Source organism: Herminiimonas sp., from assembly GCF_030655415.1.
Map to the genome: position 1 here is coordinate 40,303 of NZ_JAURVN010000002.1, position 13,518 is coordinate 53,820.

The 13,518-nt window shown below is 51.9% G+C and carries 12 protein-coding genes; 6 read left to right on the forward strand and 6 right to left on the reverse strand.

Annotated features, from left to right (window positions below):
- The first annotated feature begins 13 nt into the window (after positions 1-13).
- Positions 14-1,474: an Asp-tRNA(Asn)/Glu-tRNA(Gln) amidotransferase subunit GatB gene (gene gatB / locus Q7T66_RS00250; protein WP_304931220.1), complete on the forward strand. Its 1,461-nt coding sequence runs from the start codon at positions 14-16 to the stop codon at positions 1,472-1,474.
- Positions 1,475-1,647: 173 nt separating this feature from the next.
- Here the strand turns inward: gatB and Q7T66_RS00255 are convergent, their stop codons facing one another.
- The 3 genes from Q7T66_RS00255 to pyrE form a co-directional block, all read right to left on the reverse strand.
- Positions 1,648-2,028 (reverse strand): hypothetical protein, encoded by a 381-nt coding sequence (locus Q7T66_RS00255; RefSeq protein WP_304931221.1) that lies wholly within the window; start codon positions 2,026-2,028, stop codon positions 1,648-1,650.
- A gap of 95 nt (positions 2,029-2,123) precedes the next feature.
- Positions 2,124-2,738 carry a DUF4124 domain-containing protein gene (locus Q7T66_RS00260; RefSeq protein WP_304931222.1) on the reverse strand — a complete coding sequence of 205 codons (615 nt, stop codon included), beginning with the start codon at positions 2,736-2,738 and terminating at the stop codon, positions 2,124-2,126.
- Positions 2,739-2,765: 27 nt separating this feature from the next.
- A complete protein-coding gene (gene pyrE / locus Q7T66_RS00265; RefSeq protein WP_304931223.1) occupies positions 2,766-3,431 on the reverse strand; it encodes an orotate phosphoribosyltransferase in 666 nt (221 codons plus the stop codon).
- Between the two features lie 176 nt (positions 3,432-3,607).
- Here pyrE and Q7T66_RS00270 point away from each other — a divergent pair, with 176 nt between their 5' ends.
- From Q7T66_RS00270 to Q7T66_RS00280, 3 genes are all read left to right on the forward strand, one after another.
- Positions 3,608-4,387, forward strand: a complete 780-nt coding sequence (locus tag Q7T66_RS00270) for an exodeoxyribonuclease III (RefSeq protein ID WP_304931224.1) — start codon at positions 3,608-3,610, stop codon at positions 4,385-4,387.
- A 174-nt stretch (positions 4,388-4,561) separates the two neighbouring features.
- Positions 4,562-6,523 carry a PhoX family phosphatase gene (locus Q7T66_RS00275; protein WP_304931225.1) on the forward strand — a complete coding sequence of 654 codons (1,962 nt, stop codon included), beginning with the start codon at positions 4,562-4,564 and terminating at the stop codon, positions 6,521-6,523.
- A 198-nt stretch (positions 6,524-6,721) separates the two neighbouring features.
- Positions 6,722-7,876 (forward strand): MFS transporter, encoded by a 1,155-nt coding sequence (locus tag Q7T66_RS00280; protein ID WP_304931226.1) that lies wholly within the window; start codon positions 6,722-6,724, stop codon positions 7,874-7,876.
- 6 nt (positions 7,877-7,882) lie between these two features.
- Here Q7T66_RS00280 and Q7T66_RS00285 read toward each other — a convergent pair whose 3' ends face one another.
- Genes Q7T66_RS00285 through Q7T66_RS00295 form a run of 3 tightly spaced genes read right to left on the reverse strand, consistent with a single transcriptional unit; the run spans position 7,883 to position 10,756 of the window.
- Positions 7,883-9,055 carry a putative sulfate/molybdate transporter gene (locus Q7T66_RS00285; RefSeq protein WP_304931227.1) on the reverse strand — a complete coding sequence of 391 codons (1,173 nt, stop codon included), beginning with the start codon at positions 9,053-9,055 and terminating at the stop codon, positions 7,883-7,885.
- A gap of 19 nt (positions 9,056-9,074) precedes the next feature.
- Entirely contained in the window at positions 9,075-10,097 is a 1,023-nt protein-coding gene (locus Q7T66_RS00290; protein WP_304931229.1) for a DUF6352 family protein, read from the reverse strand.
- A 14-nt stretch (positions 10,098-10,111) separates the two neighbouring features.
- Positions 10,112-10,756 carry an SAM-dependent methyltransferase gene (locus Q7T66_RS00295; protein WP_304931230.1) on the reverse strand — a complete coding sequence of 215 codons (645 nt, stop codon included), beginning with the start codon at positions 10,754-10,756 and terminating at the stop codon, positions 10,112-10,114.
- A 226-nt stretch (positions 10,757-10,982) separates the two neighbouring features.
- Between Q7T66_RS00295 and Q7T66_RS00300 the strand changes: the two genes are divergently transcribed.
- Both Q7T66_RS00300 and Q7T66_RS00305 read left to right on the forward strand, forming a co-directional pair.
- Positions 10,983-11,951, forward strand: coding sequence for a chemotaxis protein (locus tag Q7T66_RS00300; RefSeq protein ID WP_304931231.1), 969 nt, complete (start codon positions 10,983-10,985; stop codon positions 11,949-11,951).
- A 188-nt stretch (positions 11,952-12,139) separates the two neighbouring features.
- A complete protein-coding gene (locus Q7T66_RS00305; RefSeq protein ID WP_304931694.1) occupies positions 12,140-13,510 on the forward strand; it encodes an MFS transporter in 1,371 nt (456 codons plus the stop codon).
- Positions 13,511-13,518 lie beyond the last annotated feature (8 nt).

Sequence of the window (13,518 nt, forward strand, 5' to 3'; positions counted from 1 at the left end):
GTAAGGAAACATCATGCAGTGGGAAGTCGTAATCGGTCTGGAAACGCATACGCAGTTGACGACTCAGACAAAAATTTTCAGCGGCTCGCCGACGCAATTCGGCGCTGAGCCAAACACACAAACTTCGCCGGTCGATCTGGCATTGCCAGGCTCATTGCCGGTGATGAATCGCGGTGCAGTCGAACGCGCAATTCAATTCGGCCTGGCGATTGGTGCAACGATTGCACCGCATTCGGTGTTTGCGCGTAAAAATTATTTCTATCCTGATCTGCCTAAGGGCTATCAAATCAGCCAGATGGATTTGCCTATCGTGCAAGGCGGTCGCGTATCGTTCGCGATGGAAGTCGACGGCAAAACAGAAATCCGTTCCGTGCAATTGACACGCGCGCATCTGGAAGAAGACGCCGGCAAATCGCTGCATGAAGATTACCAAGGTATGACCGGCATCGACTTGAATCGCGCCGGCACACCGCTGCTTGAAATCGTCACAGAACCCGACATGCGCAGCGCGGCGGAAGCGGTTGCCTACGCCAAAGCTTTGCATACACTGGTCACATGGATCGGCATTTGCGACGGCAATATGCAGGAAGGCTCATTCCGCTGCGACGCCAACGTTTCGGTACGTCCAGTTGGACAAAAAGAATACGGCACACGTTGCGAAATCAAAAACTTGAACTCCTTCCGCTTCATGGAAGATGCGATCAACTACGAAGTTCGCCGTCAAATCGAATTGATCGAAGACGGCGGCCGCGTCGTGCAAGCAACGCGCCTGTACGATCCGGATAAAAAAGAAACACGCGAAATGCGCAGCAAGGAAAACGCGCACGACTATCGTTACTTCCCCGATCCGGATTTGCCACCACTCGTCGTCAGCGCAGCATGGATGGCACGCGTACAAGCCGCTATGCCGGAATTGCCAGGCGCAATGCGTGAACGCTTTGTGCGCGATTACAGCTTGTCGGAATATGATGCAGCGATATTGACGCAATCCAAAGCAATGGCGAATTACTTTGAAGCGGTCACGGCCATTGCAGGCAAAGAGCAAGCCAAACCAACTGCCAACTGGTTGATGGGCGACGTTGCGTCGACACTGAATCGCGAAGGCATCGAGATTGCAAATTCCCCAGTCGCAGCAGCACAACTCGCCTTGTTATTGCAACGCATCGCAGACGGCACGATCTCAAACAAGCTGGCGAAAGAAGTATTCAGCGCAATGTGGGAAGCCAAATCGGGCAGCGCAACGCTGGCAGATGAAGTGATCGAATCGAAAGGTTTGAAACAAATCTCCGATAGCGGTGCGCTGGAGAAAATTGTCGACGACGTACTCGCAGCCAATGCGAAATCCGTCGAGGAATATCGCGCCGGTAAAGAGCAGGCAATCAACGCTTTGATGGGGCAGGCGATGAAGGCCAGCAAAGGAAAGGCCAATCCAGCGCAGCTTACCGAGCTGTTGAAGAAAAAATTGATGGCTTGATTAAGTAAGCCATAAACAAAAGCGCGCTCCGTAAAATGAGCGCGCTTTTTTTACCAAAATTTTATTCTCTTAGCGCTCTCGTTCCCAATAATGCCCATCGCCTAACGTCACACGCTCCCCGAATCATATTAAGTCATTGCATCTTGATCTACATCGCTGCTATTTTTATCTCATTAACGCGCTAAGAAGACTGGTTGAAGCAACTTAGTTCCTACCCAAAGCGGCGTGGGGGATGTGACGTCAATTCGAACAACTTCAGAAACATTGTCTCGAACAGCGAGTACTTTAACTTTCATGCCATCACGAACTAAAGAGCAACTCCCAGTTTTAAGTATTTGTTCTAGCTTTGTTTTTTCACCTTGAATAGCATGTTCAACAAATGCGCTTGCTCCATCTGCAGTGAGGCACATAAATGAACCCTGCTTTGTTACAGCATGATCTCCTGCCCTAACCTTTTGGTTAGATTGTTCAGCAAATGAATTTTCATAGCTGCAAGCGCAAATAAATATTGCGGCAGTCATGCGCGCAATGGCGCTAAAAAAGATTTTTCTCATTTTTAATTTTCGCTATCCCATACACATAAATAAGCCACTTAACGGCGTAATGGCAATAGGTAAACCACAGAGAGATTTAATATAGCGCAGAACTCTTATCGAGCGGATGCTGTCGCTATCTCACGATAACGCTGCAGCGTCACATCGTATTTGGCGTGGACTTGCGCAAGCTCGACTTCACTGTCACTAACCCTGACGTTTAAATCACGCACGGTTTGATCCGCCCGGTCGAGTTTGTATTGCATGCCGGCTGACACCAGGCCTTTTTTCTTTTGTGCTTCGACAGTGACTTGCGCATCGATCAGGTCTTTATAGGCGACTGACAATGCTTTTTTTTGCTGGGCGATTTGATCGCTGATGACGCTGGTATCGCGCTTGCGGGCGATGGTGATGTCTTCTTCGCTGCGGTAACGTGCAGACAAGGCGCGATCGGATTTTTTCTGTTCGTCGGCCGCAATGGCCTCAGCTTTTTTCTTGTCGTCCTGCAGCTGTTTTTCGCGTTTTTGTTCCGCAGTAAGCGGAGCGGCGATTTCTCTTTTCAGAGTGCCAGTGTTGCCGTATTCGCGTACGATGCGATCCGCGCATTCGGGAATCGGCCGATCGGAAGTGAGCGTGCGTCCGGATGCATCCCTGCACATGAAGATGGTGGCGTGTGCACCCGACGCGATGCATATCGAGAAGCAAAACAGTGTCTTGGCCGCACCTATCATTTCACTCCCGAAATAGAACGACTGCTGTTATGTCACGCCGTACCTTTTGCGATAAGCAGCAACGGCATCCTTGTATTGCGCCTGTACGGAATCAGCTCCGGCATTCGACAGGTATTCAAACAAATCCGACAAATTGCCTATCGATACCACCGGCATATCGTAGGCCTTGCTTACTTCCTGCACCGCTGAATGCGCAGACAATGCATCGTCTGCACCAGAACGTTCCATCCTATCCAGCGCAATCAATACTGCACACGGCGTGGCACCTGCAGCGCGTATCATGTCGACCGATTCGCGCACTGAAGTACCTGCGGAAATCACATCGTCAATGATGACTACGCGTCCCTGCAATTTGGCGCCGACCATCGTGCCGCCTTCGCCGTGATCCTTTGCTTCTTTGCGGTTAAAAGCAAACGACACGTCACGGCCTTTGTTCGCCAGCGCCACTGCGGTCGCCGAAGCGAGCGTGATGCCTTTGTATGCCGGCCCAAACAACATGTCGAATTCGATACCCGAATCGATCAGCGTCTGCGCATAAAACTCTGCCAGGTGCGCCAGCGTGCCGCCCTGGTTGAACAAGCCTGCATTAAAAAAATAGGGCGAGGTGCGACCGGCCTTGGTAACAAATTCGCCGAAACGCAATACGCCGGTATCAACCGAAAACTTGATGAATTCTTGCCGTAAATTGTTCAAAGCAACTCCATAACGGATAAAAGTGACGAAAATTGTCGCAATTTAAGCGACTAAGGCCACATTTTAAATCGTTATCGGAACTACATGCCGGTAAATGCAAAGGGCATGCCTGACCGCCTGCAGACCAACAGCATTGAATCGGTTATCCTGAGCGCCTCATTTTTTAAACCACTGCCATGTTAAAAATTATCTCTGCCAATCTGAATGGCATACGCTCCGCCGCTAGAAAAGGTTTCTTCCCGTGGATGGCGAAACACAATGCGGATTTTGTCTGCGTACAGGAATTGAAGGCGCAAGCCACTGACATGACACCGGAGTTTTTGACGCCGGAAGGCTACTTCGGCTACTTCCACTACGCCGAGAAAAAAGGTTACTCGGGCGCTGGCGTGTATTGCAAAACCAAACCGGACAATGTGCAAATTGGTTTTGGCTGTAGCGAGTTCGATGCCGAAGGCCGCTATGTGCAATGCGACTTCGGCAACCTGAGCGTGATCTCGGTTTATTGCCCATCCGGTTCGTCTAGCGAAGAACGGCAACAGGCGAAGTTCCGTTTCATGGATTTGTTCCTGCCGCATTTGATGACCTTGAAAGCGCTAGGCCGCGAATTTGTTATCTGCGGCGACTGGAATATTGCGCACAACGAAATCGACTTGAAAAACTACAAGGGCAACAAGAAGAATTCCGGCTTCCTGCCAGAGGAACGTGCGTGGCTGACGCGTGTACTGGACGAAGTCGAACTGGTGGATGCATATCGCCACCTGCATCCGACCACTACGGAGGAATCCTATACATGGTGGAGCAATCGCGGTCAGGCGTGGGCCAAGAACGTGGGCTGGCGTATCGATTATCAAATTGCGACACACGCATTTGCCAAAACAGCACAGACTGCTTCGATTTATAAAGATGAACGCTTCAGCGACCATGCGCCGCTGATCGTTGATTACGACTGGAAATAGTATTGCTGTGACCGAGCAGCGCGTGCTGCTCGGTCAGCGGCACTATAGCAACACCACTTTTCACGAAGCCGTCATAAAGCGTTTTTATAATTCCTTAGCCGCAGGAAAGCACGACACCATTTATTTCAGGTTTTGCGGTCACACGCGCGCAACTCACCTTATCCTGGAAAAAACATGTCAGCTCACACTTCGCTTTCTCGCCGCCAAACACTCAAATTTCTAGCCAGCGCACCGTTATTGCCGTTGGGCGCCTCGTCTGCGCTGCTCGCTGCTTGCGGCGTCACAAAACAATCCACGTCGGCAGAATACGTATCGACCAGTTTTACCGCGATGGCCGCACCAACGCTGGCTGATGCTGCTGCGATGGCGACGACGTCCGTCGGATCGACACTCAATGTTCATTACGCCGATCGCAGCACACAACATTACAAACTGGCGTATCAACCCTTCTTCATCACCGGCGCACAAGTACCGGATGGCAAAGGCGGCACGATATTGAGCGGTGGCTATTTCGACATACATAACAAGCCGATCATCGACAAATCGGTTGCAGGCAAGGAGCGTCAATTCTTTTCCGATTCACCGGACGGCACATCGTTGTTATCAATACCAAATCCGACAGTGACAGGCATCAAAGGTAAAGCAGTTTTCGCCGTCGTCCAGTTTGAATATCTAACGCGCGATCAACTTGGTGCCGCGACTGACAAAAACAACGCCTACGGTACGTTGCCGTCGCCAATCGCTGTATTAACGCTGGATCAAGATCAACAGACCGGCAAACTCAGCTTGGTCAAATATCACAACGTCGATACATCCACCGCGCACGGCTTGTGGATCACGTGCGGCTCCAGCCTGTCGCCATGGAACACCCATTTATCCAGCGAGGAATACGAACCGGATGCGCAGTTCATCTCCGAAAATAATTTCTTCAAAAAATACAGCAAAAATTTGTTTGGCGATGAAAGCAAAGCCAACCCTTATCACTACGGCCATCTGCCTGAAGTCACAATAAATCCAGACGGCAGTGGCACTATCAAAAAACACTATTGCCTAGGCCGCATCTCGCACGAGTTGATACAAGTGATGCCAGACAATCGCACCGTATTGATGGGTGACGATTACACCAATGGCGGCTTCTTCATGTTCGTCGCAGATAGAGAAAAAGATTTGTCCGCCGGCACCTTATATGTCGCAAAAGTTGGCGCAGGTTTTTCAGTCGATATCTCCGCATTAGGCGCAACACTAAGCTGGATCAAACTGGGGCATGCAACCAGTGCCGAAATCGAAAAGCTGGCCGACACCTTGAAGCCTGGCGACATTATGACCAGCGTGAAAACCGATCCGCTCGACACAAGCTACACCAAAATTTTTGCCGATGGCATTGCCAATTGGATCAAGCTAAAACCAGGCATGGAGAAAGCCGCCGCTTTTCTCGAAACACATCGCTACGCGAATCTGGTCGGCGCCAGCATGGGTTTCACCAAGATGGAAGGCACGACAGTCAACATCAAGGACAAGATCGCGTATTCGGCGCTGCAGAACATTCAGAACTCGATGGTCAAAAATGATCCGGCATGGCGCGCATCAACGGGCATTACGATCAACAAAGCAATCGTAGCTGGCGGCGTATTCGCGCACAATCTGGACGGTGATCAAAAGGATACCAGCGACGGCGCGATCAAGAGCGAATGGGTACCGATCAAAACCAAGGCCTTGCTGATAGGCGAAGACATTCCCGCCGACGCACTAGGCAATCTTGCCAATCCAGAAAAAATTGCGAACCCCGACAACCTGAAATTCTCAGAAAAAATGCGTACGCTATTCATAGGTGAAGACAGCAGCACACATGTGAATAATTTTTTGTGGGCCTACAACGTCGACACGAAAAAATTGTCGCGCATCATGGCTATGCCGGCTGGCGCGGAAGCTACGGGCCTGCATGTTGCCGATGAAATCAATGGATGGACTTACATCACGAGTAATTTTCAACATGCTGGCGACTGGAGTGGGAAATTGCACGGCAAGGTGAAAGACACTCTCGACCCGCTGATCAAGGCTAATTACAACGATAGATTCGGTGCGGCCGTGGGTTATCTGACTGCAGAAGCAACACAGTTCACTTTATCTAAAAAATAATCGGCAAGAAATTGCGGAAGTTTTGGATAGACGAACTTATCGATCTGAGATTCCACCCTGATAATGAAAGCGGAGCCACGACTCCGCTTTTATTTTGCTCGTGCCGGGCGACAGATTCTAAAATCGACTGCGCGCAGATGTCGCTAACGCTTTACAATCCAGTCCTGAGTCAGTCTGCTGTATCCGCATCTACATCCCATGCCTAACGAATCTTCATTGCCAGTAACCTCACGCTTCTCGCGCTTTCATTCCATCGCCACACCCTTTCTTTTTATTTTGCTCGGTGTGATCTATGCATCGTGGGCGGCGCGCATTCCGGCGATACGTGATGCCTTGCAATTGAGCCCTTCGCAATTGGGTATCGTATTGTTGGGTGGTGGCTTTGGCGCAGTGGGATCATTTCCATTAGCAGCATGGATGGTGAACAAATTCGGTGGCCGTCGCGCCGCCTGGTATTCAGGCTTGGGTTTGATCATCGTTTTGCCAAGTCTGGCGCTTGCACCAAGCATGCTGTGGCTTGCCATCGTGGCGATTGGCCTGGGCGCAGGGTCAGGTTGCTTTGATGTCGCGATCAATGCAATCGGCACTGCGCACGAAAAAGCGGCAGGACGTTCGACCATGTCGACCTTGCATGCATGGTTCAGCCTCGGGGCAGTGTGCGGTGCGCTACTTGGCAGCGCGATGGCCGGCTTCGCGATTACGCCACTGATGCATTTCAGTATTGCATCGCTGCTTTTATTGCTCCCTTTGTATGTCGCTTATCAAGCGCTGCCACCTGATCAGATCGTGCATGCAGAAAGCAAGGCCTTGTTCGCCGTCGCGCACGGCCCGCTGGTCGCACTCGGCATCATCGGTTTTTGCGGAGCGGTGGCTGAAGGTTCGATTGCGGACTGGAGCGGCGTCTTCATGAAAGATGAAATGAGCGCGCACGATGGTGTCGCGCCTTTGGCCTACGCCGGCTTTGCAGCATTGATGTTGTTGGCGCGCTTGGTGTGCGATCGCCTGAAGGATAGATTCGGCGCGCGCAATGTCGTGGCTTGCGGCGCACTCTTCGCGGCATTCGGCATCTTCATCGCCATTGCTGCTTTGAGTATTCCAATCACGCTGATCGGCTTCGCGCTAGCCGGTGCTGGTTTTGCTGCGGTGTTTCCATTCGTCTTCAGCGCGGCCGGTCGTCACGGCTCAACTGCGTTGGCCGCGGTCGCAACTTTTAGTTACAGCGGTGGTTTGATCGGGCCGCCAGTGATCGGTTTTCTGGCGCAAGGCTGGGGCATGCAGGTCGCGATTGGATTGATAGGCGCGATGGCGATTGCAATTGCGATTACAGCCAGTCGGGCACGCTGGCTGGAGTAACAGACGTTACATCTTCAGCCAGCCGCGCTGATGTGCGTGATGCAATGCAATGCCGACCACAAATCCGGCACCTACATTCCACATGCAAAGTGCAGCGGTCAACAATACAACTGCGCGTGCGCATCTATCCGTTGGAAAAGCGCTGCAACCAAGTGCCAATTGCGCGCCGGTTAAAAATAAAATCACACCCAATACAGCAGCAGGGAAAAGTTTGAACAACAGGTCGACAGAATCGCTGAAGAAAAAGGCCAGCACCAGCAACACCCCACCCAGAATCACGACTGAGCCGCCAGTTCTGGCACCGAATGCAATATGCCCCGCCATGCCGCCCGCGCCATGACACATGGGCACGCCGCCTACCGACGCGCCAAACAAATTCATGATGCCGGTCGAAATTGAGATGCCACCTTCCGTCACTTTACGTTGCGGGAACAGGCGGTTGTTTTCTTCCTTGATAGCGATCACGGCATTACCCAAGGTCAGCGGCAATTGCGGCAATGCGAGCAACACGGCGCCGACAAAGAATTGGTTCAAGGACAGTTCGCTGAACGCAAACGTCGGCGTATGAAACGCAATGCCTGTTTTCGATATTGCATCCAGCAGCACAGGATTTTGTATTGCACCAACCAATGCACCGAAGCTCAGTAATACAAACATCGCCGGGATTTTTTTATTTCCCATCAACAGCAGGGTGCCAGCGCCGGCGATGACTGCAATTAACCAGTCACTTTGCATCATGCGTATGCCTTGCAGCATGAAGCCGAAACCCAAACCGAACACGATGCCTATCACTACTGCCGGCGGCACCATCTTCGCCAAGCGCGTAGCAAGTCCGGTCAAGCCGAGGAACAGCCATGCAATGCCGGTGACCAGCGCGGCGCTATACACAGCTGCTGGTGTAACGATGGCGGTTTGTACTGCCTGCAATGCCGCGACAGCACCAATTGCTTTCATGGGCTGCACAGGAATCGGCGTCTTGTAATACAAACCCGTCACCAGCATCGCCATACCAAACGCAAACAGCACGCCGAATGGATCCATCTTTAGCACGCCTATGTAAGCGGCAATAAACGGGATCAAGGTACCGAGATCGCCAAACGCACCGGCCCACTCCATGCGGTCATAGCGATTGCCGCTGGGTGTTGCTGGTTCAGGAAGAGGATGACTAGCTTCGCTCACGATTTTCCAAAAAATGGATTCAAGAAATCGACGCTAGCGGCAAATTCAACAAGAGGTTTTGCGGCTTGATGCGCAATACATCTGAAGTGTTCATCGCACATGCAAGATAAACCGAGCGACCGGCCACATCGGACCGCACTACTGAGGGATCGACAAAATCCAGCTGGAACAATGACAAGATACGGCGATTGCGCGCCTCGTCCAATTCAACGCCGGCATATAGATCATTCAAGATACCGGTCGCTTCTGCATCCAGGCCGATATGCCAGGCCCAGTGCTTGGCTTCAATAGAACGCAGCGGTCTGACCACCACGGCAACGCTGTAAAAATGAGCTATCCATTTTTCAATTACGCGGCAGAACGCGATCAATGCAGCGCGATTGTAAGAAAAACTGACGACAGTATCGTGACGTTCATTGCGCGCCCAATACGTTTCTGCATTCTCTTGATCGATGACATCGAGTTCAACACGACGCGGTTTGGTATTCGCTTCAATGAGCAATCTGCCAATATCGCCGTAGTTGCCGCCAGTCGCGTGCAGATCTACTGTTGCGGCGTCGGCCAGCATGACGGCGCCTTCTTCGATGGCGACTTTTTGCGGGCGGAAAAATAATTCAGCAGCCCGAACTTGCAAAGGCTCTTCCGTATTTTCCAGCATGCCGTGCACAATAATCTGTACTAACTGATCAATGAAAACCGGCGGTACGGTGACAGTTCCCGCGCGAAAAATATCGAGATAAGCTGCCTCCAGCGAAGTCGCGGCAAGCAGGCGATCACGCCACGCCAGTAACACGCGATAGTTATCGCGCGCATCGGCATCGTCAAATTTCGCAAGCTCGTTCTCGCTTACCGCACGGCGTGGCTCTGCCAATAGAGCCGCATGTAAAGCCAATTCATGCGCGCAAGATTCGGCGACAGGCGCCACTTCAGGTCTATGCCACCATGCACGCAACAATTCATCAGTCAGTACGAGACGACCGTCAGCATCGCGTTGCGTGAGAGTGAAACCAGAATGAGGCCAGAAGTCGCTTGATGTCGGCATTGTGTGAGATGGATTTATTTAAAAAATTTCTTGTCGCCGGTTTTAAGATCAAGCGCGTAGCGCACGCCATTTTCAGTGAACATCATTTCATCCGGTGGTTCGTCACCAGCAAGCACGCCATAGTTCACGGGCAAGCCTTCGCCTTTGCGTATGAGTTCATCGGCTTTTTCATAGACATTCGCGCACCCGGTTTCTGCCATCAACGATTGCACGATCGCGACTTTCCATGCATCGACACCAGCCGATTGAAATTCACAAATCAAAAAGCCGTCACGATCGCCGTACCAATCCACCACCAAACCCGAGAGTTCATCTTCATCGCCGATTACTAATGGCAAACGTTTGGCGGCGCCGATTCTTTTGCCATTGGCTGCAGCTATGCGTTTGTGCACAGCGGTTTTGACGCGACGCTTGATCAAAGCGTGATCGATGGGTTCGTTTTGGTCGAAGCTCCAGACGCGTGCGCGTATCTGCGACTTGGGTGCATGCGCAGCGCGCGCCAGAAATTTTCCCGAAGACGAATGAATCAGCGCGGTGGCGCCCGACTTCATGCGTTCGGCTGGCTTGCCATCTACACGTTCAACCGCGGAAGCGTAAATCCACGGCTGGCGTTCGAGCAGGCTTTTTTCCTTGCCTTGTTTAATGGTAATGATCAACATAAAAGTGCGCTCACGGTAATGCGAAATGATTAAAACTGTGCATGAAAGATACAGCCTGAAGACGCCATCATAAACTGCAACGCTTATGAAGCAATATTTAACCTTCATTTAACAGGTTTGGGAGCAGAATAGCTATGCAGTGACGACAAGGTTTGGTCGCTGCAGTCGTACTGACAACAAGGCACTGCGATCAAAATCGCGGGCCCATAAAAATACTGGAGACATGATGGATACGACACAAAGGGAAATTGACGAACGCTCCGGTTTGACGTCGAATAATAAGTTTGAACTGATGCTGTTCCGTCTCGGTGTTTCTCCGCATTCAGAGACTAGCGAAGTGTATGGCATTAATGTATTCAAGCTGCGCGAATTGATGGCGATGCCGACGGTTAATTCGATTGCCAACTCGCCACCGCACATCATGGGCATGGCGAATATTCGAGGCCAGCTGATCCCTGTTATCAATTTGCCAGCAGCACTCGGATGCACGCCGGCTACCGGTTTGAACATTTTGATGGTGACGGAATTCGCGCGCACCACGCAAGCGTTCGCGGTAGAAGAAGTCGATGAAATCGTCCGCCTGAACTGGAGCCAGGTACGCGCAGCCGAAGGCGCTGCTGCCGGCGGCGGCACGATCACCAGCATCGCGCAACTCGATGCCGATTTGAATAACACGCGTTTGGCGCAAGTGCTGGACGTCGAGCAAATCTTGCGCAATGTGATGCCGTCCAATGGCGCGGATATCGATCCTGACACGATAGATAGTTCGGCCTCGTTGCCGCCGGGTGCAGTCATTTTAGCTGCCGATGATTCGGCTTCAGCCCGCATGCTGATCAGTGGCTGTCTGGATGCAATGGGCCTGCCCTTTGTCATGGCGAAAACCGGGCTTGAAGCATGGAATATGCTGAACGAACTCAGTGATGCCGCCAGCAAAGAAGGCAAGAGCGCAGTTGATAAAGTCGCACTGGTGCTGACCGATCTGGAAATGCCAGAAATGGATGGCTTCACGCTGACCAAAAAGATCAAAGGCGATACGCGCTTTAGTAAAATTCCGGTTGTCATTCACTCGTCCTTGTCCGGCGCAACCAATGAGGTTCATGTCAAAAGTGTGGGTGCCGATGCGTATACCGCCAAATTCAAAGCGGAAGAACTGGCAGCAACCTTGCTCGACGTTTTGGCCAAGGCTCGCAAATAAGTAGATATCGTCTCTTCAAGTCTGACGGTGATGGCTGTTATCCATCACCGTAATTCTCAGCATCATCTTCATCTACATCCAATTCCTGCTTTTCACGCCGTGCTGCGGCTTGCCGCATGCGCGCTCTTGTGTCAGCATCTGTCCCTGCTGACTATCAGTCGGTCAGCCCACTCATCAAGGTAAGCAGAATGATTTTCCGCAAGAGCGACGCGCCTCAGCATTCATGGTCGGACACCCTCAAGGTTTACCGTGAAGCCGCTACCGTACGCATGTTGTTTCTGGGATTTTCTGCAGGTCTGCCACTCATGCTGGTGCTGGGCACGCTCAGTTTCTGGTTGCGCGAAGCGGGCATAGATCGCAGCACGATTGGTTATCTGAGCTGGGTCGGCCTGGCTTACGCATTCAAATGGGCGTGGGCGCCACTGGTCGACCGGATGCCGATTCCATTTTTGACACGTTGGCTGGGGCGACGCCGCAGTTGGTTATTGTTATCTCAAGGCGCCATCATCGCCGGCTTGGTCGGCATGGCACTCAACGATCCGCATATCGCTTTACAACCTGTCGTGTGGTGCGCGCTTGCGGTCGCCTTCGGTTCAGCAACGCAAGATATTGCGCTGGATGCTTTCCGCATCGAATCCGCCGACACAGATAGACAAGCCGCGCTCGCAGCCGGTTATCAAACCGGCTATCGACTCGCGATGATCTGGGCCGGTGCGGGCGTCTTGTGGATAGCGGCACGCGCCGAAGTAGTCGATGGCGGCAGTTATCAAGCTGGCGCCTGGCACGTTGCCTATCTGGCGATGGCCGCATCGATGCTGGTTGGCGTGTTGACGGTATTGATTTCAAAAGAACCTATACGTCGCGAATTGCCGCCGGCCAAAAATGTTGCCGCATGGCTGGATGATGTCGTGGTCGGCCCCTTCCGCGATTTCATCCTGCGTTATCGCTGGCAAGCAGTATTGATCCTTGCGCTGATCGCTACTTACCGCATCAGCGATGTGGTGATGGGCATCATGGCAAATCCGTTCTATGTCGATATGGGTTACAGCAAGGATGAAGTGGCGGCCGTCACCAAAATCTTTGGCGTCATAATGACTTTGGTTGGGGCGTTTATCGGTGGTGCGCTTTCGATGCGCTTTGGCATGATGCGCATCCTGACGTTGGGGGCAATTTTGAGTTCGGCCAGCAATTTGCTGTTTGCATGGCTGGCTGGTCACGGCCACGATGTGACGATGTTGGTGCTGGTTATTTCTGGCGACAATCTTGCAAGCGGCATCGCCAGCGCGGCATTTATCGCTTATTTATCCAGCCTGACCAACATCACATATTCGGCAACGCAGTACGCGTTATTGAGCTCGATGATGTTGTTGTTGCCGAAATTTTTGGCAGGATATTCCGGCACGTATGTCGATGCTTACGGCTACAGTAATTTTTTCACCGCGACTGCGCTGCTGGGTGTGCCGGTGATTATTTTGTTGTGGTTTTCTGCCAGGGCGAATAAAACGTCAGGGTCGAAAGAGCAACGGAAAGAACAAGCTGCAGTGCAGCCTGAAATCTAAATTATCTT